Here is a 26,682-nt window from a genome sequence, read left to right as displayed (position 1 = left end):
TTTTTTCAATTTATCAATACCAGGCATCAGGGATTTCAGACTTGCGTTTTGCGACAAATTCTTTTAATGATTGATCGACAGCTTGATCCATAGGCGGCGCCTCATAGTCATTTAACAATTGATTCCATCGCTCATATGCCCGTCTCGCGGAATCTTTGCTGCCGCGTTCTTGCCATTGCTCGACGCTTTCGCTATCGGATAATTTGGCGTCGTAATACGCGGTTTCGTAGTTGGCCATGGTGTGGGCGCAACCGAGGAAATGCCCTGAAGGCGCCACTTCTTCATAAGCGGATCTTGCCATTGCATTATCATCGAGCGGCAACCCGGACAACATCACCTGATAGGCGCCGAGACGGTCTGCATCCTGGACCAACTTTTCGTAGCCCGTGGACAATCCCCCTTCAAGCCAGCCGGCCGCGTGCAGCACAAAATTGGCGCCGCCGAGCACTGTTGACATCATCGAATCAGCGCTTTCCGCAGCCGCTTGCGCGTCGGGTAATTTCGATGCCGTCAATGAACCGCCGCTACGCAATGGCACGCCCAGTCTGCGAGCAAGTTGCCCGATAATAAAATTGGACATCACCGGCTCAGGCATGCCGAATGTCGGCGCGCCGCTTTTTAAGCTCATCGAAGACAAAAAGTTTCCCAGTATAAAGGGCGCGCCGGGCCGCACCAATTGCGTAAACGCGCCCACCATCATGGCCTCGGCCAATGCCTGAGCAATTGAAGCAGCGGTAGTCACCGGACCCATGGCGCCGCCCAAAATAAACGGCGCGGCGATCAATCCTTGCCCGGCGCCGCAATAAACTTGCGCCGCTTCGGTGACCACTTTATCCACCAACAAGGGTGAATTGGTATTAACATTGCCCATAATCACACAGTTGTTTTCCATGACTTGTTCGCCAAACAACACCCGCGCCATGTCCACCGAATCCTGGGCGCGGGATTTTTCAGTAATCGCGCCGAGAAAGGGTTTGTCGCTATAGCGTATATGGGCATACAGCATATCGAAGTGACGTTTGGAGACGGGCACATCGCAAGGCTCGCATATCACCAATCCGGTGTGGTGAATGCTCGGTAATTGATAGGCGATTTTGACCAGATTTTCCAGGTCGTTGATCGTGCCGTAACGCCGCCCGCCCTCCAGATCTCGGACAAACGGCGGCCCGTAAACGCAGGCGAATACCTGAGCGCAACCCCCAATTTCAACACTGTTCGCGGGATTTCGTGCTAGTTGAGTGAATTTATGGGGGATGGTTTTGCACAGCTCACGGGCCATGCCCTTAGGTAATTTTACCCGCGTGTCTTTTACCTCGGCGCCCGCTTCTTTCCAAATACGCAATGCTTCAGGATCTCCTCGAAACTCAAGACCAATTTCCTGCATTAACCAATCGGCTTGTTGCTCCAGGGCAACCAATCCTTCTTCTCCCAAGAACTCGTAGTACGGTATTTGTCTTTTTATGTATGCCGGTGCAACGAGTTGCATTCGCTCGCGTTTTTTACCGCGACCGAATCGCCTCCTGTTTGCCCGGTCTTTTGCGTCTCCACTCATGTCGTTTTATAGCGTGATTTTATTTCGTGCACCAAGTTCCGGGGACGCAGTACCGAATTAAAACAAACGATTAGAGTTAAGTATTGTGTCCCCGCAATTATGCAATTATGGTGTCCCCGCAATTATGCGACTGGAATTATACGCCCGGAAGCATTAGTGGCACTTTCAGATAGACCCCGAATTCCTCGCCAAAATCACAGCTGACCCGTGCATGGACTTTGCCTTGGCGATCGAGAAACCTTTGACGATCACTAGTCGGGAATATGCCGTCATGCCAAATTCCGGGGTGGATATACATGCCTTGGCGGCCATCGCACCAAAACGCCACAACTTTCTCCGGTTTTATATCGTCGCCGGGCAAGGCAACGGGCACCAGAAATGGTTGCTTGTCGAGGGGAAAGAAAAGCTGGCCGCCATCAGGATGATAGTTGAAATGCCACAAAATAACATGTTCCCTGGCAATATCTTCTTTTGGCGCGTTGGCCTGTGCCGGTAACGCTTGTTGCGGGTCACAACTCCAGCCTAAAACATATTCGCCATTAACCGCATCGTTGCGCCCCATGAGAACGTCACCGTCCCATTCCCCGCAAAAAATGCCTTCGGCAACCCCGCCTTGATTCCCGGTTCCAGCATCAATCGGCCGCCAACCCTGAGCCGGCCACGGTACGATTTCGATCTCGAATTTATCAGCATCGCTGACCAAAGCGCCGTAGCCTTTAACGCTCTCGTCGGTCGCCTTTATCAAAGGCACGTCAAACATCGGCAGCGATGGCTTTTCGCTGGCATCGAAAATATACTGAGGCGCGGCCCGGGTTGTGGCGTGGGCCGTTGCCTGCGTGGTTGCCTGGATCATCGCCTATGGTCGATATGGTTTTGGAACGGCTAGGCTAGTTTATTCAACAGCAGAAAATATGTCGCTATCACTAACCAGATTCGCCAATTCCAGCGTTATTTCGCGATTTTCTTCTGAAGGAGGATAAATACCGGCATGTGCGAGGTTGTTGTCCACTGGTCTATATTGTATTCGGACACCTTTGATTTTTCGTTTAGCATCTCCTACGTGAATCTTAGCAAATCTTCCATTGTGAGGAAGATTCAGGGATTGCCCAACAGTTTCTCTAGTTTTCCGCAGTAGTTCAGGAAATTGCATGCCTTCATTGAAGTATTCTAGCCAATTAGCAGAAAGGTACTCCTCTTTTTCTCGAAGCGCGAAAGCGGATTCAGTAATCTTTCCCCTTTGTACTTGTTTCGGCCGGCAATATCTCATTACATGATGGGCATTCTCTATGCTATCGCCGTCTTGTAATCCACCGCCTACTCCGGCCATTCTGTTACGCCTGTCTCGGATAAAATATTGAGGACTTTCTCTCGGGAAGCGCGACCATTGAGTCGAAATTTTTTGTCCCGTTCCTTGTTATCCGGACCAATCATTGCAAAAGAGATTAAGTTACGCTCTAAAAACTCAATAAGGAGATGCCTGTTGTCAGCAAGTCTCCATCCAGCGGATAGGGTGCCCTGGGGGAAAACGCCCAATATCGGCTCCCCCAATTTACGGAACTCAAGGATAAAATCACAAAAACCCTGTGCAGATTCCAGCAAAAGAGGCTGTTCGCCATCTTCCAAATCTTCAAGATTGTGCAATTCTTCAATTCGTTCTGCGCTCTCTTTTAGTCCGTTATTTTTAAGAAATAAGGTTATTTCAGCAAAAGTATTAACGTTGCTATAAGGTTGATTAAGAATGTTGACCAACTCGGTCAGGATTTGGTTTTTGAGCTGCGGAGTGTCGAGCCCATATGATGCATTTGCGCCCGACAAAAATTCTGCATCACTCGCCGGAAAAGCCATGTGTTGCCAATTAAAAGCATCTGCGCTTTCTCCTATAGTCAATTCGGTATATGTTCTTTGAGCTTTTTCCGCCCATGCTCTCCGGGCTTTCTCCATAGCGTGTTGAGGCTCCTCGTCACTTAGAATATTGAGCGCCATGGTTTCAATAACTTTGTGGCCAGCATCATATTTGGCTAATCCAGTTGTCATGCTAGTTCCTCTTGGGTAAAGTATTTCTGCAAGTCGGTTTCAAAAGTTTTTTTGTGCATCTTCCAGTTATCTATAGTTTCTGTTATTCGTTTTATTTTTCTGTTTTCATTTTCAAGATTAAAATGAAAATTGCAACTTATCATCACATCTCCATCTTGGATTTCCGTTATCAAAGTGTAAACGGTAGCTATATCATGCTGAATCTTGAAAACAAAATTGACAGGTTTAATTTTCTCTTGCCACGCACCACCTTTTAAAAATCTTTCCTTAAACCAAGAGTCTGGGGCTGGCATAGGAATCCGTATTCTCCAATTCAAACCAAGGGCAATGTATGGGATGTGTGGAAGTGCCGTCACGTATTTCTTTGTGCAGTCGTATAACATAGACGAATCCAGGAAACGGTTGTTTTCTGGATTCTTGTTCCTTTCTTCCAGGTGAAGTTGTTCGGGGACCACGGTCAGCATTACATTTTGGAAAGCAAGTTTTGCTAAAATAGGGGTAACAAGAAGTTCTTGCCCTACCTTACAATCTGCAGGAATAATCCCGTTGTTTTTCAAAAAATCGGGGTTAATAATAGACGGGTTATGGGTATTTGCGACCAGCACAACGGCAGCATTTTCCAGTCGCCAAGAGGCGTTAGACATGGCTGTTAATCCCGAGTGTGGGTAACGAGCAACTGATGAAAGCCAGTACGTCCTTACAAATGGGCATGGGCATGGGGATGGCGCGATGGTTGGATAGTATTTTTATCATACTATTTCCGAGCTTCTGAAGCAAATATATGGAATATATATGGGGACACAACACTTAACTTATTCAAAATTATGGTGGGCCCGGTAGGACTTGAACCTACGACCAATGGATTATGAGTCCACTGCTCTAACCAGCTGAGCTACAGGCCCTATAAGGGATGCCAAAAGGTCGGCCTGACGCATGAAAGCGCGGCAGATATTGGCGCTGGTTTGCCAACCTTGACCGGGATGACAGCCAAAATTTAATTGCCTTTAAGCGCCTTCCAGAAAACCTTTTAAATGCTCCGACCGGCTCGGGTGTCTCAGCTTTCTGAGTGCCTTGGCTTCTATTTGTCGAATGCGTTCTCGGGTTACGTCGAATTGTTTGCCGACTTCTTCCAGGGTATGGTCGGTGTTCATACCGATGCCAAATCGCATTTGCAATACTTTTGCTTCGCGCTCAGTGAGTGAATCGAGAATTTCATCGGTCGCGTTTTTTAAGCCAGAAGCCGTTGCGTTATCAACCGGCGCCTTGATGTTTTTATCTTCAATAAAATCCCCCAAATGAGAGTCTTCGTTATCACCGACCGGCATTTCCATCGAAATTGGCTCTTTGGCAATTTTCAACACCTTTCTTACTTTATCTTCGGGCAGCTCCATTCTTTCCGCCAATTCTTCAGGCAACGCATCCCTGCCTTTTTCCTGAAGGATTTGCCTGGAAACCCGATTGAGTTTATTAATGGTTTCTATCATATGCACTGGAATACGAATGGTTCTGGCCTGATCGGCGATGGAACGGGTAATCGCCTGCCTAATCCACCAAGTTGCATAAGTTGAAAACTTATAACCACGGCGATATTCAAACTTGTCAACCGCTTTCATCAAGCCGATGTTACCTTCCTGAATCAAATCCAGGAATTGCAAACCGCGGTTGGTATATTTTTTGGCTATGGATATCACCAATCTCAGATTAGCTTCTACCATTTCCTTTTTAGCACGGCGTGCTTTAGCTTCGCCTTCGGTTAGCCGCCGACTCAGGTCTTTTAGATCGGCTAGCTCAAGACCCGCTTTTTCCTGAGTTTTGACCAGTTGTGCAGTGTATTCGGCTATCGTGTCTTCATATTTTGTCAGGCGTGGTGTATCGTCGCCACAATCCATCACCAACTTATGGAACCATTCCAGCGTGGTTTCATTGTCCCGAAAGTACCCCATGAATTGTTTTCGCGGCACTTTGCCGTAGTTAATGCAATACCGCGCAATGCTTCGCTCGCAGTCCTTGACTTTAATCATACAGTTGCGCAATGTTGCCGATAATGCTTCAACCTTCGCTGGCGTAAATTTTATCTGCAGCAGCTGGTCACCAAGGTTTCGCCGATTACGCAACGCTTGCTTGCTACCAAGGCCGTGGGTTTCGATTGCTTTCGTCAATGCATTCCAGGTACGTCGCATGCGTCTGAATCGAACAATCGCATCATCGTAATCCGGGCCGCTGGGAGACGCTTCTTCTTCGGCTGCATTTTGTCCAGGTTTTCCCGGGATAGCCACAGTCTGGTCGTCCAATGCGTTTAATTCCATGAAAGCAACCACTACTTCAGTCAATTTCATTTCACCCGCTTCAATAGCCTCCGCATAGTCCAGAAGTTGGCGAATGGCTACCGGGGTTATCGCGAAAGCCGCGGCGCTTTGTCGATTGCCGGCTTCAATTCGTTTTGCCAAGGCAATCTCACCCTCCCTGGTCAACAATTCAACGGTTCCCATCTCGCGCATGTACATCCGCACCGGGTCGGTAGTTCGACCAAATTCACTTTCCACCGCAGTTTTAAGCGCGGCGCTGACTTCTTCGGCAACTTCATGGTCTTCCGGGTTGTCACGCTTCAAGATCATGCTATCGGAATCCGGCACTTTGTCCACCACCTCGATGCCCATGTCATTAATCATGTTGACAATAACCTCAATCTGGTCGGTGTCGTGCATATTTTCAGGCAGGTGATCATTGATTGCGGGATAGGTTAAAAACCCTTGATCCTTGCCTTTTAAGATGAGCTTCTTGAGATCAGAGGGCGGCTTTCTGACTACTTTCAAATCTTCCTCTGCGGCCGCCTTGGCATCAATGGTTGCGTCAACAATATCTTTGTCATTGACTTTCGTATCGGGGGTTTGGGATTTGTTACTCATAAATAGCCAGTTACCTCGGGAAATTTAGTATCCAATATGAACCGGATACCGCTGAAAATGCGACCGCCGAGTATACACCAAATGTAGTGCTTTACTTAACTATTTCAATGGCTTGTTTCAGCTAAAAATGCCTAATCCGGCTGAAATTCCAGGCCGTTGCCCGTTAATTGCGCTTGACCAATGATCAGGACTCCTCAATTGTCTGCATTCTTCCTGGCATTTAATAGCTCAACCAACGCGGCTTTTTCCTCCTCTTTCAGCTCTTTCATGCTTTTTTGCCGCAGTTTTTCGAGCGCTTCTTGTCGGTTATACTCCTTTTGATTTTCCAACAACCGCCCTACGGTATCCTTGAATTGCGGCTTGAGCACATCATCGTCTATGAAATTGGTGCGCATCGCCAACTTTTCCAGATACCCATGATAAGTCGAATCCCGGAACAACTCCAGCAACCTTGCCGTGGTTTGCTCAGGCTGGTTTCGAATCAGATCGATCATTTTAATCAATACCTCGGCGCCCTGGATTCGAAGCTGCTGCAGCGCGGCAACATCATCGAGCGCCAACGCCAGTGGCGGGTTTTGCAACAATAAACTGGTGGCAAATGCCAACGGGGAAATCTGGCCTGGCTGATGCGGCTTGCTTTTCCGATTCCGTATGCGGGAATTGAGATTGTTTGAATATTCCTGCTTGCCCAATTGGGCGCCGGTCAATCCGCTTAATGAAGTCAGCCTGTCAAACATCAAGTCCCGTAACGCCCCGACAGGCAGCTGCGCGAGCAAAGGTTTCGCCAAACTGACCAGCTGCGCTCTCCCATCTCTGCTCGCCATATCGACTTGCTCGGTCAGGTGGTCGAATAAAAAATCCAGCATGGACTTCGCCGTATTGATCCGCTCAACAAATGCCGCTTGCCCTTGAGCGCGCACCATAGAATCCGGATCTTCGCCATCTGGAAGAAACAAGAGACCGACTTTTCGGCCATCCTGCATTTCCGGCAAGGAAACCTGCAACGCCTTCCAGGCCGCCGCCCGCCCGGCACGGTCGCCATCAAAACAAAACACCACTTCCGCGGCAAGCCGAAATAATCGTTGCAAATGCGTCCTGGTGGTTGCCGTGCCCAAGGTCGCCACGGCATTGTCGACGCCAAACTGCGCCAGGCTGACCACGTCCATATACCCCTCCACAACAATGCTTTTATTGGCGGCGCCAATTGCACGGCGCGCGCGATGCAACCCATAAAGTTCGGCGCCTTTATGAAACAACGGCGTTTCCGGGGAGTTTAAATACTTAGGTTCGCCATCGCCGATGATTCGACCACCGAAGCCGACCACTCGACCGCGATGATCTTCAATGGGGAACATGATCCGACTGCGAAATCGATCGAAAAACTTGGCGCCGGATTCTGAATTTTGGCCTGGGGCTGGGCTGGGGTCGTCTTCTGGGCTGGGGTCGTCTTTCCGTATAATCAGCCCGGTTTTGACTAATTGCTGTTGCGCTTGAGGAGTGGTTGCTAACGCCAGCGCTAAATCGTTCCAGCTGTCCGGCGCAAAACCAATGCCAAAACTTGCCGCGATTTTTCCATCCAGCCCTCGAGCCTTTAAATAAGCGACTGCCTGCCTGGCAGCCGGATGCTTACGTAATTGCTGCTGGAACCAAAAATTGGCTTGTTCGACCATACCAAGCAGGTCGCCGGCGCTTTCCCCGGGGGTTGCTGCCTGTGTGCCTGGTGTCTGCTGAGGCACCTGCAAGCCGACGCCATCCGCCAATTCTTCAACCGCTTCGACGAAACTCAGGTTTGCGTAATCCATTAGAAACCCAATCGCGGTGCCATGGGCGCCACAACCAAAGCAATAATAGAACTGCTTGGTCGGACTGACCGTGAATGACGGTGTTTTCTCGTCATGAAATGGGCAACTCGCCTGAAATTCCTTGCCCTTTCGGGTTAACGGCACTCTACGGTCGATGACCTCGACGATGTCAACTCTTGACATCAGTTGATCGATAAAAACACTTGGTATTTTTCCTGCCATGGCGGGATTTTACTTTAAATGACCTTAATGCTGTGCTATCGGAAGAACGACAGAGTTTACGGGTATTCTTTGGTGACTAATGAAATAGCAATCGGTTAAAATCGCGCCTTTTACGATCACCCGATTTCTGCCCGATTCATTATAATCCCTTATGACCAGCCCGTATAATTCCGCTGAAGTAGAGGCTGCCGCCCAAAAATACTGGGACGACAATCAGAGCTTTGCGGCGACGGAAGATCCGGATCGTGAAAAATATTACTGCCTGTCTATGCTGCCGTATCCTTCCGGGCAATTGCATATGGGTCATGTCAGAAATTACACCCTCGGTGATGTGATCAGTCGTTATCAGCGGATGCTGGGCAAAAACGTGATGCAACCGATGGGCTGGGATGCTTTTGGCTTGCCGGCGGAAAACGCGGCCATCGACAACAACATGCCGCCGGCCAAATGGACCTACGAAAATATAGCTTATATGCGCGGACAGTTGAAGCGTCTGGGATTCGCATATGATTGGGGCCGGGAACTCGCCACCTGCGCGCCCGAATACTACCGCTGGGAGCAATGGTTTTTTAATCGGCTTTTAGACAAAGGCCTGGCCTATAAAAAAATGGCGGTGTTGAATTGGGATCCGGTCGAGCAAACCGTGCTTGCCAATGAGCAGGTGGAGAATGGTCGTGGCTGGCGCTCCGGCGCGTTGGTCGAACGCCGACACATTTCTCAATGGTTTATTCGAATCACCGCCTATGCCGAAGAGTTGCTGAGCGAAATCGACAATCTGCAAGGCTGGCCGGATGCGGTGCGCACCATGCAGCGAAACTGGATCGGTCGTTCAGAAGGAGTGAAATTTTCATTTGAGATTGAAAGCGAAGAGCCGCTTGAAGTTTACACCACCCGACCCGACACGATTATGGGAATCACCTTTATTTCTGTGGCGGCGGAGCATCCGCTGGCATTGAAAGCGGCTCAAAACAACCCGCAAATTGCGAAATTTATCGAGCAGTGCAAGACCACCCATACTTCAGAGGAAGAATTGGAAACCATGCAAAAGAAGGGGGTGTCTTTAGGCATTACCGGAATCCACCCGATCAGCGGAGAAAAAATCGATATCTGGGCGGCAAACTTCATTTTACTGGGATACGGCACCGGCGCGGCCATGGCGGTGCCCGCTCACGATCAACGGGATTGGGAGTTTGCCAAGCAGCATAATCTGGAGATTCGGCCGGTCATTGAATGGCCCGAGGGCGATCAACACAACTACGATGAATCTTCGCTGACCACAAAAGCAGGGGTTGTTTACAATTCCGGGCAGTTTGATGGCTTGAATTTCAAGCAAGCCTTTGATGCAGTAGCGGAATTCCTGGAGAAAAACAAAAAGGGAAACAGAAAAATCAATTATCGACTGCGCGACTGGGGGGTTTCCCGTCAGCGATATTGGGGCTGTCCGATACCGGTGGTTTATGACCATCAGGACATTTCACAAGACCATGCCATCGCTGTTGCAGATGATCAGTTACCGGTATTGCTGCCCGAAGACGTTGAGTTTTCCGGGGTCAAGTCTCCGCTCAGGAATGACCCGAATTTTTATCAAACCACTGTGCCTGGCGCCGATACGCCAGCCCATCGGGAAACAGATACTTTTGACACTTTCTTTGAATCGTCCTGGTATTTTGCGCGCTATTGCTGCCCGGGGGCCGATAATGCCATGCTCGATGAACGCGCCAATTACTGGCTGCCGGTCGATCAGTATATCGGCGGAATTGAGCATGCGGTGTTGCATCTATTGTATGCGCGGTTCTTCCATAAACTGATGCGCGATGCTGGATTGGTCGCCGGCGACGAGCCGTTTACCAATCTGCTCTGCCAGGGGATGGTTTTGAAAGGCGGCGTAAAGATGTCCAAGTCCAAGGGCAATACCGTTGATCCCCAATCCATGATCGACCTTTATGGCGCCGATACGGTGCGTTTGTTTATGATGTTTGCCTCACCGGCAGAACAGACTTTGGAGTGGAATGACGATGCCGTGGCCGGCGCCCACCGCTTTCTGAGACGCTGGTGGTCATTGATCCAACGGACTAAAAATGTAATTTCCTCAGCCCGGGAAACGCTGGCTAACCCGGATTGGGCCAGTCGCATAATCGACCCCGAAGCAAAACAAATACGCCGACTGATCCACCAAATACTGGATAAAGTGCGGCGCGACTACGAAAAAATTCACTACAACACCGTAGTCGCCGGGGCGATGGCGTTGCTCAATGCGCTGGATAAATTCGATCCCGAAAAGAACCCTGATTGCGCCTCGGTGTTACGCGAAGGCGTAGTGATATTGAACAAGGTGCTGGCGCCGATTACGCCGCACATTGCGCATCAGCTGTGGCGTGACCTTGGCGAATCGGGGGATATTATCGATGCAACCTGGCCAAGCGTGGACCCTGAAGCGCTGAAGAGCGACACCTTGAAGTTAGTGATTCAAGTCAACGGCAAATTGCGAAGCGAAATTGAAGTTTCGGCATCCAGCAGCAAACAGGAGATCGAAACCCTGGCCATCGCCGATGAAAAAACGCAAAAATACATTGCGGGCAAACCGATCAGAAAAGTTATCGTGGTGGCGGGGAAACTTATAAACATTGTTATTTAGACTTGGATACTATCCATTACAATACCTGACCTTTATATCTGCCCTTTATCTACATAATCATCGGAAATATCCCATGTCCAAACGCTTGGCGCTACTCGTCCTGAGCCTGACTTTAGTCGCCGGGTGTGGCTTCAAGTTGCGGGGAAATTTCGAACTGTCATCAGCGCTCTCTCGCATTTCCATTGAAGGCGGGAATCGCTCGCTCCGTGAACAACTCCGCGAACAACTCCGTGAACAGCCCCATGAACAACCTGATCAACACCTGCAACAAAGCGGTTCTGCGGCAACAGAAGCCGATAGCGACGGCGCCACCCTGTTCATCTCAAAAAGCGAATTCCAAAGGAGCGTCAGAACCGTGGATGAAAACGGCCTGGCCACGGGTTATGACTATATCTACACCGTCGACTATAATGTTACCGGCAGCGAAGGTGCGGTCTTGCAACCGCTTGCCACAATTTCTCAGCACAGAACCCTGGACTATGAACCCGCTACCCTGGACTATGAGCCAGCTCAAACATTAGCCATTGAGGAAGAAGAGGAATTCTTAAAACAGGAAATGGAACAGGAAATTATCTTGCAGTTGCTGAGACGGCTTAGCCGAATACCCGAATATAGTGGGGAGGCACAGTGATTGCGCGTTAGCCTGCCCTCATTATCCGGTCAACTGAAACAGGGCTTCCAACCGCTGTATCTGCTTTTCGGTGCGGAAACACTATTAGTCGAAGAAGCATTGCAGCCAATTCGAACTTGCGCCAAGCAAGCGGGCTTCCTGGAAAGGCTGCGCTTCACCGTGGAGCCTGGTTTCGATTGGAATAAATTATTTGAATACAGCCAAACTATGTCGCTTTTCGCCGAAAAGAGACTGATTGAATTGCGGCTGCCAACGGGCAAGCCCGGTGATGCCGGGGCGAAAGCTTTAATTGATTACGCCGAAAATCAAAATGCCGACGACACAACATTAGTAGTCATTTGCGGCAGCATTGAAAAACGCGCCCAAAACACAAAATGGTTCAAGACAGTGGAAGCCGCGGGCATTGTTATAGAGTGTCCAACCATTGGCGCGGACAAACTTCCGAACTGGATCAGTCAACGATTAACTGCCGGCGGTCTTGAATTTGATTTCGATGCGGTTGAACGATTGAGTCATTTTGTTGAAGGGAATCTACTGGCGGCCGCTCAAGAAATAAACCTGCTCAGTCTGCTGTACCCCAAACAACAAATCAGCGCGGAAATTATTGAACAGGTTATTGCCGATCACGCTCGATTTAATGTGTACAGCTTTGTCGACGCTTGTCTTGCTGGATCGGTGCATCGGGTGATCCGAATTCTACACAGCTTAAAGCGAGAGCAAATGGAGCCGGTTATTATTCTATGGGCGTTGGCGCGGGATACCCGAATTCTCTGTCAATTGTCCGTGGCAATGGAGCAGGGCGAGCGTCCGCAGTTTCAACGCTATGGCGTCTGGAGCAGCCGCAGCGGCATTGTGAACGCCGCATTAAAACGTCTGTCCCGAGCGCAATGGGAAAATATATTGCGGCGCTTGGGGCGCGCCGACCTCATGGCAAAGGGGCGCGCGTCATTACAACGAAAGGATATTTGGGAGGAAATCGAGAGTATTTGTTTGGGGATGTGTGGGCTGAGAATTCAGTAGATTATGGCATGATTGCCCTGTGAGCGTTATCGCAAGATCGGTCTTGAATTCTCATGGATGCCGAGACATTTAACCATCGAAATAAGGCGCTATTTCTTTTACAATCCTGACAATCTGTCCGCAATCGACCTATATAAACAGGCACAACACATAAACATGCAATCGAGTACCGCAAAAAACCTGGATATAACAAACTATATGCACCAGCTTGGCCGCGCCGCGGTGCAGTCGGCGAAAGTTATTGCTCAGGCAACCACGCATCAAAAGAATGCTGCGCTGGAAAGCATTGCGATTGCGATTGAAAAAAATTGCGCCGCTATCCTGGCCGAAAACGCAAAGGACCTGGCAGATGCAAGGCAAAGCCGTTTGACCAGCGCGTTACTCGATCGGCTTGAATTAAATCAGGAGCGAGTTGAGGCGATTGCGGAAGGCTGTCGGCAGGTCGCCGGGTTAAATGATCCGGTGGGTGAGATGACGGCACTCACTGAACAGTCCAGCGGCATAAAAATCGGAAAAATGCGGGTGCCGCTTGGGGTCATTGGAATCATTTATGAATCACGTCCCAATGTTACCATTGATGCGGCGATTCTTTGTCTCAAAGCGGGCAATGCCGTGATTTTGCGCGGTGGTTCCGAGTCGATTAACTCAAACCTTGCGCTTGGAAAGTGTCTCGCTCAAGGGCTTGAACAAGCCGGGCTTGCTCCAAATTGCGCTCAACTGATAGCAACAACCGATCGGTCTGCGGTTGGCGAGTTGATTACCCTGTCCCAGTATGTGGATATCATTGTGCCGCGTGGCGGGCAAAGTTTGATCGAGCGGGTCAGTCGAGACGCCACGGTTCCAGTGATTAAGCATCTGCAAGGACTATGCCACGTTTATATCGATGATGAGGCCGACATCGATCAAGCGATTAAAATCGCCTATAACGCCAAAACCCGCCGCTATGGCGTTTGCGGCGCAATGGAAACCTTGCTGGTTGCTGAAGCCGTGGCAGATAAAGCGCTGCCGGAATTGGGCAGGCAGTTTCGACAAAAAGGTGTGGAATTGCGCGGCTGCGAGAAAAGCCGGAAAATTATCCCGGCGTTGAAACCGGCGACCGAAGAGGATTGGAGCGCCGAATATCTGGATGCGATTTTATCGGTGCGCATCGTCGATGGAATCGATCAGGCGATTGCTCATATTCAAAATTATGGCTCGCACCACACCGACGCCATCATCACCGAAAGCCAAGCGAAGCAGGACAAATTCCTGCGGCAAGTGGATTCCAGTTCGGTAATGGTTAATGCGTCAACTCAGTTTGCCGATGGCTTTGAGTATGGGCTCGGCGCTGAAATCGGGATTAGTACCGACAAACTCCACGTACGCGGACCGGTTGGCCTTGAGGGATTGACCAACCAGAAATATATCGTCATTGGGGATGGTCATATTCGACCTTAGGATGAGGTCTTTTTTGTTTCAGGTTTATGGGACAGCAGTGGATGTGGGGATAAGTGTAGAAAGACATGAATAATAGAATATATTTCAAAAATTCCCAAAGAATGGACGATGTTCCAGACAAAACTGTCGATTTAATCGTCACATCACCTCCTTATTTCAATATCAAAGACTATTCCAAAAATGGTTATCAAGATGAAACACACTCGAGAAAAAATACAAATCAAATAGGGGATATAAAAAATTATCAAACTTTCATAAAAGAACTGTCAAAAGTGTGGAATGAATGTGAAAGAGTATTAAAACCAAATGGAAAATTAGTTATAAATACTCCCTTAATGCCTATGAAGAAAAAAGCAAATTAACACAAAAAGAATGGACTGAATACACCAAACAAATTTGGGATATACCTATACCGAATAAAAATGATTTAGCCTTTGGCGACCATTCGGCGATTATGCCAGAAGGTATAGTAAGGAGATGTGTAAAATTATTTTCTTATGTAGAAGATGTTGTATTAGACCCATTCGCAGGAAGTGGTACGACTTTAAAAATAGCCAAAGAGTTAAACCGGAAATATATTGGCTATGAAATAATGGAAAACTATAAAGAAATTATAGAAAAAAAATTAAACAGTGTTTAAAAAAGAGATTTCTCATGTTTGTTCAAAACCAGATTGTTCATTTAAATAATCATCAAGATGTCATTACTGCCGAAATAGATAAGGCCGATGAAATGCTTTTTGTTGTTGCTTATGTTAGAGAAAATGGTGTGGACATTATTTTGGAAAAAATCAAAGATAAACCCACAAAATTGCTATGTAGTTTTGATATGGGCATTACCCAATTATCAGGCATCAAAAAAACTGCTTGACCAGTTTGTGGAAAACAGTAATTTCCAAAGAAAAGAATTAAAAACTTCGCATCATCAATTGTTTGTCAGGCAAGCGAAAAACTATCTCATAAAATTTGGTTGGTGTTGTCATCCAATTAAACAAACTGGAAAACTTAACAAACAGGTGTTGTGTCTAACGAATTTAGGAATACAAATTAATCAATGTGAAAATTTAGAATGTGTGAAAGACTTATACACTAATTACTTTCTCAATTATTCTTTCAATGGTTTGAACATTGTTCAGTTTACTAAAAGATTACTGCATTGATTGAATCATCTAACTTTAGACGAATTTAATTATTTTGCGACGCATGCATACAATGATGATGATTTGGAGACCATTGTCAATTTGGTGCACGTTTATCGATCACTCCAAAATCCTACTATTTTTAATGAAAAATATGTTGCATATTTCAACGAAATAAAAGAGCCAACAGCCAGAAATGTTTACGGTAATTATGTTAAGAGCATTAAGCACACTATCAGCGTTATTGCTTGGTGCGACGGGTTTGCGTCAGATGATGATTCCACATTGAGACTAGACAATGAAAACCGATAAAACTATTCAATTGGATCTGCTTCATCCCCTGAAATCATCTTTGAAAACTAAACAAGAATCTGAGTCTGAAACGCAAATTAATAAAATTTATCATTTGGATGTTTTTGATTTTCTCAATACCAAAGTGGAGGATAAGTCAATTGATTTAGCCGTTGTTGATCCGCCATACAATATGAAAAAAGCCAGGTGGGATACTTTTAGAAGTCAAGATGATTTTTTGCATTTCACTTTTTCCTGGATAGAGACGCTCATTCCTAAATTAAAACGCTCCAGCAGTTTGTATATTTTTAATACTCCTCTCAATTCCGCGTACATTTTGCAATTTTTGGTAGAGAAAAAAATGACTTTTAGAAATTGGATTATTTGGGATAAACAAGATGGGATCAGCGCTGCGAAAACAAAATATGTCAGTGGCGCTGAGACCATTTTGTTTTTTACGCAAGGACAACACACCTTCAATTTTGATGCCATCAGAGAGCCCTACAAGAGCATAGACAGGATGAAACATGCCGCCAAGAAAGGGATTTTAAAAAACGGCAAAAGATGGTACCCAAATCCCGATGGCGGATTATGTTCAGAAATATGGCGCTTTAGCAGTGAAAGACATAAAAGAAAAGTGAATGGAAAAGTACAGAAAATGCCCCACTTAACGCCCAAACCAATGGATATGTTAGAAAGGATAATTAAAGCCAGTTCTAATGAAGGCGATTTGGTGTTAGATTGTTTTATGGGTAGCGGAACGACAGCAATAGCAAGCCACAACCTTAATAGAAATTTTATTGGTTGTGAAAAAAACAAGGAATACTATGATCTTTGCAGTAAAACCCTCAGCGGTTGCTTGAAATGAGTGTGCCTTGGCGGTGATTGGGCTCAATGAACGGGTCAGAAGCGCCTGATGACTATTGAGGACGGTGTGCGTGAGTCTACCGTTGGCGGGAGGTCTTGCTGAAGCTCAATGCTCGCAAAATGAACGCCCGCAGCCGGCCTTCGGCAGTGGGGCGATGGAATTCTGGTCGGCCCAAGAATAAGTCTATCCAGCAAGCCGTCCCCAACGCCACTGTGTGGTCGGGGTGATGAGTAGAAGGGGATTTATGCGTCGCTACAAGCTCTGGGATTTTTTGTGAAAGTGTTGGCCCTAGTCGGAACCATCTTTTCGTCATGCACGGCCTAGCCTTTACTTAATTTCTACTTCAAAGCCAATCGTATATTTCTTATTTGCACTTTTTTTATTGTCCGTACTTCCATCTCCGAAAATTTTAATAATGTTATTGTCAGTGTCAAGATATTCTATATTCATTCCCCTCTTGAACAAAACTTTATCGCCACCTGCTAACATTTTGGCGACCCTTGATTGGACATCCTCAAGAACTGATCCAATAGCTCCTCCAACCGTAGGTATACCTCCGACCTTTCCTTTCGCCGTCCCAAATAGGGAGCTGATGACTCTGCCAAAAGCGTCTGAAAGCTTGTCCCAGAGATTCGGTCGGTCTACATCTATGACCTTGACCTGAATCTGGTAGAGCACCTGGGCCTTGACCCGCAGAGCAACTTTGTCCCATTCATCGATTTTATTAATATCGAATTCGGAAGAATCCCCTTTGCGAACAAAATTCGGCTTGTCACTTTTATTGGTGGCGCATTCCCACCACGTATCCAAACCAGGCATCACCGCGGTTGCAACTGCGAAAGCTCCTTTTTCATTTGTGTAGCGAAGATCAACTACAAAACGGAAATTAGCTCGTTTGTTATCGAGATCCTTGGGAAAAGTAAAACTACTAAGAATAATCGTGAAATCCGAACTCGTCTGATTGCTCATTTTCTATTTCTCCTATGTTGGTTGACCATTGTCTTGAGGTCGTTACGTCAGAAAAGCATGTGGATATAGCGTTTAGGTGACTTAACTCCCTTCCCGCGTTGCCCGGTGCCAAATATAATACAGCACCTGTCCGGGTTCACCGCATATGAGACAAACAAGGTCTAAGTCACCACATTTTCATGCAAATATCCGGTCAAATGTTTCCGCGCCTCATCCACGCCTTGTTTATTTGCCGCGGAAAATAACTGCACTGTGGTCTGCGGTTGGGATTGCAAATCCTTGCTTACGGCTTGCAAAATATTTAACGCCTTTCCGCGCTTGAATTTGTCCGCCTTGGTCAGCAGCACATGCACCGCCAACTCGATCTCCCAGCAATACTCCAGCATGATGATATCCAGTTCGGTTAGCGGTCTGCGGATATCCATTGGCATGACTAAGGCGCGCAAGCATTGACGAGCGGATAGGTAGTCGGAAATAAATTCCTGCCAGTGTTTTCGCAAATTCGCGGGCGCTTTGGCGTAACCATATCCGGGCAAATCCACCAACCGCAACGAATCCTGTAACTCGAAAAACACGATTTGTTGGGTTCGGCCTGGGGTTTTACTGGTTTTTGCCAGGCGATTTTGATTGGTAATTGCATTAATCGCGCTGGACTTGCCCACATTTGAGCGCCCGGCGAACGCCACTTCCGCGCCTATGTCCGGTGGCCATTGGCTTGGGTAGTGCGCTGCCAAAGCGTAACTCGCGTTGGTGAAGTCTATTGGGGCGATCGTGGCCAAGTTTTTAGCAATAATTGTTGATATAATTCGCGCTTGATTTTACGTGTTCTCTCCCGGTCGGTGCACCTGATACATGTTTATTTTAAAGGAAACGGCACGAGCCAAACTGAAAATGAATAACTTAAATTCACGATATACTTGCGCCCTATCTAATAATATTGTTAAAAAGGGTGCACCTGATACATGTTTATTTTAAAGGAAACGGCACGAGCCAAACTGAAAATGAATAACTTAAATTCACGGTATACTTGCGCCCTATCTAATAATATTGTTAAAAAGGGTGCACCTGATACATGTTTATTTTAAAGGAAACGGCACGAGCCAAACTGAAAATGAATAACTTAAATTCACGGTATACTTGTACCCTAATCTAAGAATATTGTTAAAAAGGGTGAAATAATTTATTTTCGAGCCTGAAAGCAAGCTCTGGGTCAAATCAATAACCAGGTTTCACAATGATTCGCATGTTTAAAATTTTGATGGTTTCTCTGGCGCTCGCATTCGCGATTAACGCGAACAGCGCGGCGCAATCCGGTGATGCTAAAGCAGGAAAGCAAAAGTCGATTACTTGTATGGCTTGCCACGGCGCCGATGGCAATAGTCCGGTTGCCCAGTTTCCTAAAATTGCCGGACAAGTGGCCGGTTATATCGCCGCGCAACTGGCTAATTTTAAGTCTGGCGAGCGGACAGATCCAATAATGGGCGGGATAGTCGGCGCCTTGTCTGAACAAGACATGGCTGATCTGGATGCCTATTATTCGGAACAACAAATTTCCGGCGGATCCATAACCGCTGACCAGGAGCAACAAGCGCGAGCCGGCGAAGCGGTTTTTCGTGGTGGCAGCGCCGAATTCAATGTGCCAGCGTGCATGGGATGCCACGGCCCGTCAGGAAGCGGCATTCCTCCCAACTTTCCGAGACTGGCCGGTCAACATGCAAGCTATATCGAAACGCAATTATTGGCGTTCAAATCCGGGGAGCGAAACAGCCCGATAATGAATCCTATCGCTTTTCCGCTTAGTGAACAACAAATCAAGCAACTGGCGTTGTATATCTCGGCATTACATTAATCTTGCAGGGGCGCCTTTTGCGGGCACGCCGAGCAACCACCGAGCCACAAGGATTTGTGCCCTGCGAAATTCCATCGCAACCATGCTTTAGGTTATCACTGAAGGGATTTCAATGCCGTTCTTCCTGCATGTGGCAATAACCGTGTTACGTAGCAAACAGGCGATGGTCATCGGCCCCACGCCACCAGGCACCGGGGTCACCCCATCCGCAACTTCCATCGCTGCCGCATAATCGACATCGCCGACCAGTTTGCTTTTGCCGTCTTTGCCGTCCACTCGGTTAATTCCCACATCAATAACAACCGCGCCGGATTTAATCCAGTCGCCTTTCACTAGTTCAGGGACGCCGACCGCTGCAACCACAATATCTGCCTGGCGACAAACCGCCGGCAGGTCGCGGGTGCGGGAATGAGCAATGGTAACGGTGCAGCTTTCGCGCAATAACAGCATCGAAACGGGCTTGCCTACGATATTGGAACGACCGACAATGACCGCATTCTTGCCGGTCAAATCGCCGATATGATCTTTTAACAACATCAGGCATCCGGCCGGTGTGCAAGGCACCAGAGAATCTTCGCCGATAGAAAGTTTTCCAACATTCTCAGTATGAAAGCCATCCACATCTTTGTCAATGCTGATTGAATTGATGACTTTGGATGCATCGATATGCTTTGGCAGGGGCAACTGCACCAATATGCCGTTTACCGCCGGATCATTATTCAACTGCGCCACCAAAGCCAGCAAATCCTGTTCGGACGTGTCCACTGGCAATTTATACTCAAAAGAGTCCATGCCCGCTTCCACGGTTTGCTTCCCCTTGTTTCTGACATACACTTGGCTGGCCGGATCTTCGCCGACTAAAACAACCGCCAGTCCCGGCGTAACGCCATTCTGACTGCCGATTATTTTGACTGCTTGCGCTACACGCTCGCGCAAACCTGCCGCGAACGCCTTTCCATCAATGACCATTGACATTTTTTTATCATTCTAATGAAGTTAATAATGAGGTTGTGATTTTAATTAGATATCGAAATTAATTAAGTGCTGTATTGTACCCATTTTAGGGGCAATTTTAGGGGGTTCGACTTCGCACAATGGGAAGTTCTTTCAAGAAATCAAAAGAACCCCCTAAAAATTACTGCCATCACGCCCGCTTTGTTGTATAATCCGTTTGCAGTGTTGTTTGGCGGGATTTTTTTATTTCACTATTTGGATAAAATACTAATGAGCACAGAAATTGAACATATAGAACAACACCACGTTTTAACGGCTATTAAGCTTTTAAAAATGATCGGCTGGCATCCAAAACGTAATAGTACAAAGTACAACCTGGTACACGAAGACGAAGAGTATCCACCGAAATTGGTCTTGCAAATAGCACACGCAGAATATAAAAAAGAAAAATGGTTGTCGTATCCCGGTATTGCTAGCGGTGGACATCCAACCAACGAGCCTTTAAGAATGTTGGGATTCGAGATTAAAGAAAAGGAATAAGGTTCTCGTTCCCCGCCCCTAGCCCCCTAATAATCATGGCCTTAACCTCAGCAGGCATTGCCTTCCTGTTCCCCGGTCAAGGATCACAATACCCCGGCATGGGCAAGGATTTATTCGATGAATTTGAAATTGTGCGCGACACCTATGGCGAAGCGAGCGAGATTCTTGGCTATGACATCGCCAAATTATCTTTCGATGATGCGGGTGATCAGATAAATTTAACCCGATTTACCCAACCTGTATTACTCACCCATTCCATTGCTTGTTGCCGAGCGTTTGCTGAACACACTGATAATGCGATTTCGCCCAACTTGGCCGCGGGCCACAGTTTGGGGGAGTATTCCGCATTGGTCTGCGCAAACTCGTTGAGCTTTGCGCTCGCTTTGCAACTGGTGAAAACACGAGGCGAGCTGATGGGGGAATATGGCGAAGGCGGAATGGAAGCGTTAATGATTGATCTTGAGTCGGCCGAGTCGCTGGCTGAACGACACTATTGCGGCATAGCGGCTTGCAATTTGCCTAACCAAAATGTTGTTGGCGGGCCGGCTGAAGATTTAGACGCTCTGGTGTCAACAATGGCGGAAAAGTTTCCCGGCAAGCGGTCTGCCCGATTAAAAACTGAAGGCGCGTTCCACACCTATTATATGGTGGAAGCGGCAAGACGATTTCGGCAAACGCTTGATCAGGCCGATTTTAAATCGCCCCAGATTGATGTGCTTTCAAATTTTACCGGCGGCGTGCATGACACCGATATCAACGCTATCAAGTCCCGATTATTTTTGCAATTGTTTAACCCGGTGCTATGGCACAAGAATCTGGTAACCGCCGGTGAGACTGGAGTGGAAGTGATGATCGAATTCGGTGGCGGGCTCGGAAAGGGTGCAAGCGCGGCGGAAAAACGTCCTAATCTCGAAAGTATCGTTAAAAAAACTTTCCGCGGCGCGGACTCGCCGCCGCACTATCTATCGGTAATTAATCTCGCAACATTACAGGAAACGGTGACGTCCATCACGACTGGCTAGTTACGCCTGGCTGGTTACGCATGGCTGGTTAAGACTGACTCATCGTTTTGACGTGTTCGGTGACGGATTCGGCCAGTGCGCTGAGATCGTAGCCGCCCTCAAGCACCGAAATCAACCGTCCCTCGCAACACTGATCGGCCAGTTCCATCATCGTCTGCGTCATCCATACATAGCTTTGGCTATTGAGATTGATGGAACCCAGCGGGTCGGCTTTGTGGGCATCGAATCCAGCGGAAATCAGCACCGCATCCGGGGCGAAGGTTTTTGCCCTGGGCAGTATAATTTCCTTGAAAGCCTGGCGATAATGCTCATCCCCCAAGCCCGGACTCATCGGGCAATTTAGCGTCGCGCCCTGGCCCTCGCCAATGCCGGTTTCAGCAAGCGCCCCGGTTCCGGGATAGTGTGGGAATTGATGCACACTAATATAAAACACCGAAGAATCCTGTTCGAAAATATGCTGAGTGCCATTGCCATGGTGCACATCCCAATCAAGAATCAATACCCGCTCCAAGCGGTATTTTTTCTGCAGGTATCTGGCGGCAATTGCAATGCTGTTGAACAAGCAAAATCCCATCGCCAGATTTACCTCGGCATGATGCCCTGGCGGCCGAATCATGGCGAATCCATTGTCCACTTTATTGGCCATGACTTCATCGGCAACCGCCAAAACACTGCCCACCGCGTTTAACGCCACATCATAAGACGCTTTGCAAATCGAGACATCCAGTGAATCAATATGTCGTTGCTTCAGATCGCAGGCTTGTTTCACTCTACCGATATACCGATCATCATGGACCGCGCCAATCCATTGCAAATCCGCTTTAGCTGTTTTCAGGCACTGTAGATTACTGAACCACGGCTGCGCGCTAAGCACATTATAGGCCGCGCTCAAACGCTGACTGCGTTCAGGGTGGCCCGCTCCAGTATCATGGTTCAGAAATATCGGATCGTATATAAAAGCGGTATTCAAAAATTCATTTCCCGGTTGCGGCTTTGGCTTGGTGCGTCGCTCTCGACTTCTGTTCCAGACCCAGTTCTACCGCCTCCATCCTTGGGGTTGTCCCTTTTGTATCCATGCAGTCGTCGGCGTAGCCTTGTGGTTTTGCGCTCGCCCCGGTCACTGAGGGACCCGGCTGCAATGCTCAACTCACCGCGTAGCTGTGCCTTCGCGCCAGATGAAACTTTTCCGAGTTTGTTTTCAATAATTTCTAGATCTGGCGGCGATTGTTTTTGGTGGTGATCCAGGGCTTTGCGCATCGCTTTTATGTGATCTGGCGTGGTGCCGCAACAACCGCCAATTATCCTGGCTCCGGCATCCACTGCCAATCGACTGTATTCCGCCATGACTTGTTTGCTGCCGCTGTAGACGATTTTACCGTCAATGTATTCCGGAATCCCGCAGTTTGCTTTAGAAATAATGATCGTTTCAACTTTTTCCTGCATTATATCTTGCTGTATTAGAGCATGTCGCATATTGACTATGGCGGCAACCAGTTCCGACGCGCCCACACCACAGTTTGCGCCAATCGCAAAAGGCATTTTTTCCATTTCAAGGCAGATTTTCACGATGTCCGCAGGGGACAGTCCCATCATGGTTCGACCGTTGGTATCGACACTGAAAGTTACGACCATGGGCAGACCGGCTCGGGAAGCGCCGATCACGGCCGCTTCAACCTCTTCCCTGGACGACATGGTTTCAATCCAGAAGATATCCACGCCACCTTGTTTTAAAGCGTGCGCTTGCTCTGCAAATGCATCCGCCGCCGCCGCGACACTAAGATTCCCCAGCGGTTGCAAGATTTCACCAGTGGGGCCTATAGAACCCCCAATGACAATTTCCCGGTCTGCTTTTTCTGCCTGTTGTCGGGCAATCTGCGCGCCTTTGACGTTCAGTTCGGACACCCGCTCGACCGCATCATGTCGTTTCAATCGGTGTCGGCTACCGCCGAAGGTATTGGTTAAGATAATATCTGAACCAGCGTCAATAAAGGATTGATAGTTTTTTGCAATGCGGTCGGGATGAATGTCATTCCACAGCTCGGGGGAGTCTCCGGTTTGCAACCCTCTGTCGAATAAATTTGATCCGGTCGCGCCGTCAGCCAAAAGCACGCCGCGTTGCTCCAGTAATTTAGCCAGTAATCCAGACATGCGTGAAATCCGCTAGACCTGTTTCAAACGGAGTGCGCCAGATGCGGCACCAGATTAAGTCTCAGGATTTCCTGATGCAACACCGGGCATCCAACTGCATCGGTGGACAGGCCTCTGTGCTGTAAGAACAAAATACGCAGCAATCATCCGGTTTCGGTTTAATCAGGATGCCACAGCCTTTGCAGTCATAATACCACTGGCACATATTGGTTGGCATAATCTCCTGCTCTTCGTGGTTGCAGTGGGGGCAAGTAATGGTGGATTGCAGGATTACGTTTTCGATTGTGTCCATAACGAGAATATAGTCATGCCAATAAAAAATGCCAGAGCCGGATACAGCGCGAAGTCAAGATACCCGACCACAGCGAAAAGCCCAAGGCCACCGAGCAACACCACGAGAATAGGTGTAAAACAACACAGCGCAACGATAATGCTGCCAATGATTCCGGTTTTTAGTAATCCGGATTGCTTGGATTTAATTTGATTCATTATTTAATAATGATTCATTGTGAAGCGAAAAATATTTAACCAACTATTTGGCATGCTTGATGCCGTTATTTTATTTTTCCCTCTTTATAGATAACGTGTTTTCGAACAACCGGATCATACTTTTTAATTTCCATTTTTTCAGTCATGGTGCCTTTGTTTTTGGTGGTGGTGTAGTAATGGCCGGTTCCGGCGCTGGACACTAATTTAATTTTATCTCGCATATTTTAATTCCCATGGTCAATTTTCCGGTCCATATCTCTGGGCAATATTCAGATTACACTTTCTCTCCGCGTGAACGGATGTCGCTGAGTATCGCATCAATACCCTTTTTATCGATCATTCTTATTCCCGCAGTGGAAATACGAAGTTTTACCCACCGATTTTCACTTTCGACCCAGAAGCGTCGATTGTGTAAATTTGGGAAAAATTTACGCTTGGTTTTATTGTGCGCATGGGAAACATTATTACCGACGAGGGTGCGTTTTCCGGTTACTTGACATACTCTTGTCATTGGCTTGCCTTGATACTCAATAATTGGCCACGTAAATTGGTCGTGGGGGGGGGGCGCGATTTATACCAGAAATATCAGGAAATAGATAGGGTATGTATAAATCCACCCCCTATGGCACTCGGGTTGATTATGGATGAGGAAGTTGCGGGAGATTGCAAGCCGAGAGGCTATGATGGGGCAGGACGGTGTTGCAGTCGAGTAGCCAGGCGGCCAGTTTGCGGTTAAAGCCGGGCAAGTCATGGAATAGTTGATCCTCGTGATAATCGACCAACTGCTCTTGGATGGTGCGGTTGAAGCGCTCGGCATGGGCGGTCGTTCTGGGCAAGCGGGGATAAGGTCGCCAGTGGGTCATGCCGTGGGCATCGGGGCGTTGCTGGAAGCGTCATATGAACTCCGAGCCGTTGTCTTCAATCCTGAAGCGCGGCGGTTTTGGCAGCAGTTGGCACAGCGCATCAAGGGCGATGGCAGCCTGCTGGCTGGACTGGGCGGCGGCAAAGGCGATAGCGAAGCGGGAGTGAGGGTCGATGAAGGTGAACAGGTAGCGGCGCAGTCCCTCGCGCAGGCGCACCACGGTATCGCAGGCGAACACTTCAAGCGGTGGATGCTTCAAGCGGTGGATGCTTGAAGCCTTTGGGCTTGCGGGTTTTGGGTTTGCGGGGGGGGTCGGTTTGTGGCGGCCGCGGGCATCCAGTCGAGTGAATGTTTCTGAGCTTATACAGGGTAAAATGGGGACCGATATGAATTCATCTGACCAAAGCGAATGACTAAAGCGAAAAATTCGCCACCCCAAGCTTTTGAGTGCTATCAAAATCCAGCCACATTTGCTCGAATTTCACGCCGCTGACCGGATGTGCCAGAGTTGGGTACAAATCTGATAATGGTTTTAAAACGTAGGCATATTTCTCAATCTCATCGCTAGGAATGTTAAGCCCGTCAGGACGCAAATTTTTATCACCGAATAATTCCACATCAATATCCAGGTGCCGGTTGTCGAATGATTGTCGCCCGCGAATGCGCCCTGCCGCAGTTTCAATATTGCGTAATTTATCCCGTATATCCAAAAGCGAGGATGAGGTCTTAAAGCCAAGCACTAAATTAAAAAATGCCGGCCCGTCAAAGCCGATCGCGGCGGTTTCATAGATCGGTGAAATCTCAATTTCACCATACCGATCACCAATTTGCTTAACCGCGAAGCGAATATTTTTTTCCCGATTGATATTACTGCCGAGGCCCAGAACAACATGAGTCACGTCATTTTGCCTCTTTCTATGATGACGCCAACGTCTCCGGCTGCCCCGACTGCGCCGAATTTATTGATTTTTACCCGGCACCACTTAATAGAAAAATCAGTCAGCAACATGGCAGCGATTGCGGCTGCCAGCTTTTCCACCAGCGCAAATCGGGACTCCTTGACCAAGGATTGCACGTGCCTGGAGACCTGTTTGTAACTTAAGGTATCTTGCAAATGGTCGCTTTTCGCCGCAACAGAAATGTCGAATCCCATATCGAGATCGATAGTGACGGTCTGAGTAATTTGCTTTTCCCATTCCCAAACACCAATAACGCAGTCGACTTTTAGTCCATGAAGGTAAATAATGTCCATTGATAAATTTTCGTGATAAATTTTCGCACCGGGGCTAACTGTAATGCGTCAAATGTAATTC

The 26,682-nt window shown here is 47.9% G+C and carries 29 protein-coding genes, 1 tRNA gene and 1 pseudogene; 11 read left to right on the top strand and 20 right to left on the bottom strand.

The features are described 5' to 3' along the window. Positions 1–13: 13 nt before the first annotated feature. From ACPXXB_RS00875 to ACPXXB_RS00840, 8 genes are all read right to left on the bottom strand, one after another. Positions 14–1,552 carry a trimethylamine methyltransferase family protein gene (locus ACPXXB_RS00875; RefSeq protein ID WP_423908365.1) on the bottom strand — a complete coding sequence of 513 codons (1,539 nt, stop codon included), beginning with the start codon at positions 1,550–1,552 and terminating at the stop codon, positions 14–16. Between the two features lie 136 nt (positions 1,553–1,688). After that, a complete protein-coding gene (locus tag ACPXXB_RS00870) occupies positions 1,689–2,405 on the bottom strand; it encodes an ureidoglycolate lyase (RefSeq protein WP_423908364.1) in 717 nt (238 codons plus the stop codon). A gap of 39 nt (positions 2,406–2,444) precedes the next feature. After that, positions 2,445–2,879, bottom strand: a complete 435-nt coding sequence (locus tag ACPXXB_RS00865) for a hypothetical protein (protein WP_423908362.1) — start codon at positions 2,877–2,879, stop codon at positions 2,445–2,447. Beyond that, a complete protein-coding gene (locus ACPXXB_RS00860; protein WP_423908361.1) occupies positions 2,867–3,586 on the bottom strand; it encodes a hypothetical protein in 720 nt (239 codons plus the stop codon). Before ACPXXB_RS00860 ends, ACPXXB_RS00865 begins: the two co-directional genes overlap by 13 nt. After that, the gene (locus ACPXXB_RS00855; RefSeq protein WP_423908359.1) at positions 3,583–4,230 is read right to left on the bottom strand and encodes a hypothetical protein; all 648 of its coding nucleotides are present in this window, start codon (positions 4,228–4,230) and stop codon (positions 3,583–3,585) included. The genes ACPXXB_RS00860 and ACPXXB_RS00855 overlap by 4 nt, the downstream gene beginning before the upstream one ends. Positions 4,231–4,411: 181 nt before the next feature. After that, a tRNA-Ile gene (locus tag ACPXXB_RS00850) sits at positions 4,412–4,488 on the bottom strand. A 102-nt stretch (positions 4,489–4,590) separates the two neighbouring features. Further along, the gene (rpoD, locus tag ACPXXB_RS00845; RefSeq protein ID WP_423908357.1) at positions 4,591–6,492 is read right to left on the bottom strand and encodes an RNA polymerase sigma factor RpoD; all 1,902 of its coding nucleotides are present in this window, start codon (positions 6,490–6,492) and stop codon (positions 4,591–4,593) included. Positions 6,493–6,686: 194 nt separating this feature from the next. Beyond that, entirely contained in the window at positions 6,687–8,516 is a 1,830-nt protein-coding gene (locus ACPXXB_RS00840; RefSeq protein WP_423908355.1) for a CHC2 zinc finger domain-containing protein, read from the bottom strand. 151 nt (positions 8,517–8,667) lie between these two features. Between ACPXXB_RS00840 and leuS the strand changes: the two genes are divergently transcribed. The 7 genes and pseudogenes from leuS (at position 8,668) to ACPXXB_RS00805 (ending at position 16,536) form a co-directional block, all read left to right on the top strand. Beyond that, complete coding sequence (leuS, locus tag ACPXXB_RS00835) at positions 8,668–11,151, top strand: leucine--tRNA ligase (protein ID WP_423908353.1); 2,484 nt, start codon at positions 8,668–8,670, stop codon at positions 11,149–11,151. 73 nt (positions 11,152–11,224) lie between these two features. Then, positions 11,225–11,782: an LPS assembly lipoprotein LptE gene (gene lptE, locus ACPXXB_RS00830; RefSeq protein WP_423908351.1), complete on the top strand. Its 558-nt coding sequence runs from the start codon at positions 11,225–11,227 to the stop codon at positions 11,780–11,782. Continuing rightward, positions 11,783–12,802 carry a DNA polymerase III subunit delta gene (gene holA / locus ACPXXB_RS00825; RefSeq protein ID WP_423908350.1) on the top strand — a complete coding sequence of 340 codons (1,020 nt, stop codon included), beginning with the start codon at positions 11,783–11,785 and terminating at the stop codon, positions 12,800–12,802. 156 nt (positions 12,803–12,958) lie between these two features. After that, entirely contained in the window at positions 12,959–14,239 is a 1,281-nt protein-coding gene (locus ACPXXB_RS00820) for a glutamate-5-semialdehyde dehydrogenase (protein WP_423910846.1), read from the top strand. Positions 14,240–14,304: 65 nt separating this feature from the next. After that, a pseudogene (locus ACPXXB_RS00815) lies at positions 14,305–14,879 on the top strand (DNA-methyltransferase). A 14-nt stretch (positions 14,880–14,893) separates the two neighbouring features. Further along, positions 14,894–15,109, top strand: coding sequence for a hypothetical protein (locus tag ACPXXB_RS00810; RefSeq protein WP_423908348.1), 216 nt, complete (start codon positions 14,894–14,896; stop codon positions 15,107–15,109). A 566-nt stretch (positions 15,110–15,675) separates the two neighbouring features. Then, positions 15,676–16,536, top strand: coding sequence for a DNA-methyltransferase (locus tag ACPXXB_RS00805; RefSeq protein WP_423908346.1), 861 nt, complete (start codon positions 15,676–15,678; stop codon positions 16,534–16,536). A 327-nt stretch (positions 16,537–16,863) separates the two neighbouring features. On the opposite strand, the gene ACPXXB_RS00800 is transcribed toward ACPXXB_RS00805, so the two are convergent. Both ACPXXB_RS00800 and yihA read right to left on the bottom strand, forming a co-directional pair. Beyond that, a complete protein-coding gene (locus tag ACPXXB_RS00800; protein ID WP_423908344.1) occupies positions 16,864–17,505 on the bottom strand; it encodes a hypothetical protein in 642 nt (213 codons plus the stop codon). A 161-nt stretch (positions 17,506–17,666) separates the two neighbouring features. Beyond that, positions 17,667–18,284: a ribosome biogenesis GTP-binding protein YihA/YsxC gene (gene yihA / locus ACPXXB_RS00795; RefSeq protein ID WP_423908342.1), complete on the bottom strand. Its 618-nt coding sequence runs from the start codon at positions 18,282–18,284 to the stop codon at positions 17,667–17,669. Between the two features lie 455 nt (positions 18,285–18,739). Between yihA and ACPXXB_RS00790 the strand changes: the two genes are divergently transcribed. Further along, positions 18,740–19,354 carry a c-type cytochrome gene (locus tag ACPXXB_RS00790; protein WP_423908341.1) on the top strand — a complete coding sequence of 205 codons (615 nt, stop codon included), beginning with the start codon at positions 18,740–18,742 and terminating at the stop codon, positions 19,352–19,354. 87 nt (positions 19,355–19,441) lie between these two features. Here ACPXXB_RS00790 and folD read toward each other — a convergent pair whose 3' ends face one another. Next, positions 19,442–20,329 (bottom strand): bifunctional methylenetetrahydrofolate dehydrogenase/methenyltetrahydrofolate cyclohydrolase FolD, encoded by an 888-nt coding sequence (gene folD, locus ACPXXB_RS00785; protein ID WP_423908339.1) that lies wholly within the window; start codon positions 20,327–20,329, stop codon positions 19,442–19,444. Between the two features lie 249 nt (positions 20,330–20,578). Here folD and ACPXXB_RS00780 point away from each other — a divergent pair, with 249 nt between their 5' ends. Continuing rightward, positions 20,579–20,848, top strand: coding sequence for a hypothetical protein (locus tag ACPXXB_RS00780; RefSeq protein ID WP_423908338.1), 270 nt, complete (start codon positions 20,579–20,581; stop codon positions 20,846–20,848). A 35-nt stretch (positions 20,849–20,883) separates the two neighbouring features. Further along, a complete protein-coding gene (locus ACPXXB_RS00775) occupies positions 20,884–21,870 on the top strand; it encodes an ACP S-malonyltransferase (protein WP_423908336.1) in 987 nt (328 codons plus the stop codon). A 28-nt stretch (positions 21,871–21,898) separates the two neighbouring features. On the opposite strand, the gene ACPXXB_RS00770 is transcribed toward ACPXXB_RS00775, so the two are convergent. The 7 genes from ACPXXB_RS00770 to ACPXXB_RS00740 all read right to left on the bottom strand — a co-directional run bounded on the left by ACPXXB_RS00770 (position 21,899) and on the right by ACPXXB_RS00740 (position 25,370). Further along, on the bottom strand, positions 21,899–22,840 hold the full coding sequence (locus tag ACPXXB_RS00770) for a histone deacetylase family protein (RefSeq protein WP_423908334.1): 942 nt from the start codon (positions 22,838–22,840) through the stop codon (positions 21,899–21,901). Next, complete coding sequence (gene bmt / locus ACPXXB_RS00765; RefSeq protein ID WP_423908332.1) at positions 22,837–24,018, bottom strand: betaine--homocysteine S-methyltransferase; 1,182 nt, start codon at positions 24,016–24,018, stop codon at positions 22,837–22,839. Before bmt ends, ACPXXB_RS00770 begins: the two co-directional genes overlap by 4 nt. Before the next feature lie 61 nt (positions 24,019–24,079). Continuing rightward, positions 24,080–24,310, bottom strand: coding sequence for a GDCCVxC domain-containing (seleno)protein (locus tag ACPXXB_RS00760; protein WP_423908331.1), 231 nt, complete (start codon positions 24,308–24,310; stop codon positions 24,080–24,082). After that, positions 24,289–24,507 (bottom strand): mercury resistance system transport protein MerF, encoded by a 219-nt coding sequence (gene merF / locus ACPXXB_RS00755; RefSeq protein ID WP_423908330.1) that lies wholly within the window; start codon positions 24,505–24,507, stop codon positions 24,289–24,291. Before merF ends, ACPXXB_RS00760 begins: the two co-directional genes overlap by 22 nt. A 65-nt stretch (positions 24,508–24,572) precedes the next feature. After that, a complete protein-coding gene (gene rpmG, locus ACPXXB_RS00750; protein ID WP_423908328.1) occupies positions 24,573–24,728 on the bottom strand; it encodes a 50S ribosomal protein L33 in 156 nt (51 codons plus the stop codon). Positions 24,729–24,781: 53 nt separating this feature from the next. Further along, positions 24,782–25,018, bottom strand: coding sequence for a 50S ribosomal protein L28 (gene rpmB / locus ACPXXB_RS00745; protein WP_423908327.1), 237 nt, complete (start codon positions 25,016–25,018; stop codon positions 24,782–24,784). A 127-nt stretch (positions 25,019–25,145) separates the two neighbouring features. Then, on the bottom strand, positions 25,146–25,370 hold the full coding sequence (locus tag ACPXXB_RS00740) for an integrase core domain-containing protein (RefSeq protein ID WP_423908325.1): 225 nt from the start codon (positions 25,368–25,370) through the stop codon (positions 25,146–25,148). Between ACPXXB_RS00740 and ACPXXB_RS00735 the strand changes: the two genes are divergently transcribed. Continuing rightward, positions 25,362–25,643 carry a hypothetical protein gene (locus ACPXXB_RS00735; RefSeq protein ID WP_423908323.1) on the top strand — a complete coding sequence of 94 codons (282 nt, stop codon included), beginning with the start codon at positions 25,362–25,364 and terminating at the stop codon, positions 25,641–25,643. The genes ACPXXB_RS00740 and ACPXXB_RS00735 overlap by 9 nt on opposite strands. 139 nt (positions 25,644–25,782) lie before the next feature. Here ACPXXB_RS00735 and folK read toward each other — a convergent pair whose 3' ends face one another. Further along, the gene (gene folK / locus ACPXXB_RS00730; RefSeq protein ID WP_423908321.1) at positions 25,783–26,268 is read right to left on the bottom strand and encodes a 2-amino-4-hydroxy-6-hydroxymethyldihydropteridine diphosphokinase; all 486 of its coding nucleotides are present in this window, start codon (positions 26,266–26,268) and stop codon (positions 25,783–25,785) included. Continuing rightward, on the bottom strand, positions 26,265–26,621 hold the full coding sequence (gene folB / locus ACPXXB_RS00725; RefSeq protein WP_423908319.1) for a dihydroneopterin aldolase: 357 nt from the start codon (positions 26,619–26,621) through the stop codon (positions 26,265–26,267). The genes folK and folB overlap by 4 nt, the downstream gene beginning before the upstream one ends. Between the last annotated feature and the right edge of the window lie 61 nt (positions 26,622–26,682).

This window comes from Candidatus Spongiihabitans sp. (assembly GCF_965237845.1).
Classification (GTDB): domain Bacteria; phylum Pseudomonadota; class Gammaproteobacteria; order Arenicellales; family Poriferihabitantaceae; genus Spongiihabitans.
The sequence above is the reverse complement of the archived record's forward strand: the minus strand, read 5'-3'. Positions and strand labels throughout refer to the sequence as shown.

What these genes read in the sequence shown, in the direction of transcription:
- ACPXXB_RS00855 (WP_423908359.1), bottom strand. Translation starts at nt 4,230, where the DNA reads ATGTCTAACGCCTCTTGGCGACTGGAAAATGCTGCCGTTGTGCTGGTC.
- leuS (WP_423908353.1), top strand. Translation starts at nt 8,668, where the DNA reads ATGACCAGCCCGTATAATTCCGCTGAAGTAGAGGCTGCCGCCCAAAAA.
- ACPXXB_RS00870 (WP_423908364.1), bottom strand. Translation starts at nt 2,405, where the DNA reads ATGATCCAGGCAACCACGCAGGCAACGGCCCACGCCACAACCCGGGCC.
- rpmG (WP_423908328.1), bottom strand. Translation starts at nt 24,728, where the DNA reads ATGCGAGATAAAATTAAATTAGTGTCCAGCGCCGGAACCGGCCATTAC.
- ACPXXB_RS00875 (WP_423908365.1), bottom strand. Translation starts at nt 1,552, where the DNA reads ATGAGTGGAGACGCAAAAGACCGGGCAAACAGGAGGCGATTCGGTCGC.
- ACPXXB_RS00790 (WP_423908341.1), top strand. Translation starts at nt 18,740, where the DNA reads ATGATTCGCATGTTTAAAATTTTGATGGTTTCTCTGGCGCTCGCATTC.
- ACPXXB_RS00800 (WP_423908344.1), bottom strand. Translation starts at nt 17,505, where the DNA reads ATGAGCAATCAGACGAGTTCGGATTTCACGATTATTCTTAGTAGTTTT.
- folB (WP_423908319.1), bottom strand. Translation starts at nt 26,621, where the DNA reads ATGGACATTATTTACCTTCATGGACTAAAAGTCGACTGCGTTATTGGT.
- ACPXXB_RS00860 (WP_423908361.1), bottom strand. Translation starts at nt 3,586, where the DNA reads ATGACAACTGGATTAGCCAAATATGATGCTGGCCACAAAGTTATTGAA.
- ACPXXB_RS00865 (WP_423908362.1), bottom strand. Translation starts at nt 2,879, where the DNA reads ATGGCCGGAGTAGGCGGTGGATTACAAGACGGCGATAGCATAGAGAAT.
- ACPXXB_RS00780 (WP_423908338.1), top strand. Translation starts at nt 20,579, where the DNA reads ATGAGCACAGAAATTGAACATATAGAACAACACCACGTTTTAACGGCT.
- ACPXXB_RS00820 (WP_423910846.1), top strand. Translation starts at nt 12,959, where the DNA reads ATGCAATCGAGTACCGCAAAAAACCTGGATATAACAAACTATATGCAC.
- ACPXXB_RS00740 (WP_423908325.1), bottom strand. Translation starts at nt 25,370, where the DNA reads ATGACCCACTGGCGACCTTATCCCCGCTTGCCCAGAACGACCGCCCAT.
- ACPXXB_RS00810 (WP_423908348.1), top strand. Translation starts at nt 14,894, where the DNA reads ATGTTTGTTCAAAACCAGATTGTTCATTTAAATAATCATCAAGATGTC.
- lptE (WP_423908351.1), top strand. Translation starts at nt 11,225, where the DNA reads ATGTCCAAACGCTTGGCGCTACTCGTCCTGAGCCTGACTTTAGTCGCC.
- ACPXXB_RS00840 (WP_423908355.1), bottom strand. Translation starts at nt 8,516, where the DNA reads ATGGCAGGAAAAATACCAAGTGTTTTTATCGATCAACTGATGTCAAGA.
- ACPXXB_RS00775 (WP_423908336.1), top strand. Translation starts at nt 20,884, where the DNA reads ATGGCCTTAACCTCAGCAGGCATTGCCTTCCTGTTCCCCGGTCAAGGA.
- rpoD (WP_423908357.1), bottom strand. Translation starts at nt 6,492, where the DNA reads ATGAGTAACAAATCCCAAACCCCCGATACGAAAGTCAATGACAAAGAT.
- ACPXXB_RS00760 (WP_423908331.1), bottom strand. Translation starts at nt 24,310, where the DNA reads ATGGACACAATCGAAAACGTAATCCTGCAATCCACCATTACTTGCCCC.
- ACPXXB_RS00805 (WP_423908346.1), top strand. Translation starts at nt 15,676, where the DNA reads ATGAAAACCGATAAAACTATTCAATTGGATCTGCTTCATCCCCTGAAA.
- merF (WP_423908330.1), bottom strand. Translation starts at nt 24,507, where the DNA reads ATGAATCAAATTAAATCCAAGCAATCCGGATTACTAAAAACCGGAATC.
- folD (WP_423908339.1), bottom strand. Translation starts at nt 20,329, where the DNA reads ATGTCAATGGTCATTGATGGAAAGGCGTTCGCGGCAGGTTTGCGCGAG.
- bmt (WP_423908332.1), bottom strand. Translation starts at nt 24,018, where the DNA reads ATGTCTGGATTACTGGCTAAATTACTGGAGCAACGCGGCGTGCTTTTG.
- rpmB (WP_423908327.1), bottom strand. Translation starts at nt 25,018, where the DNA reads ATGACAAGAGTATGTCAAGTAACCGGAAAACGCACCCTCGTCGGTAAT.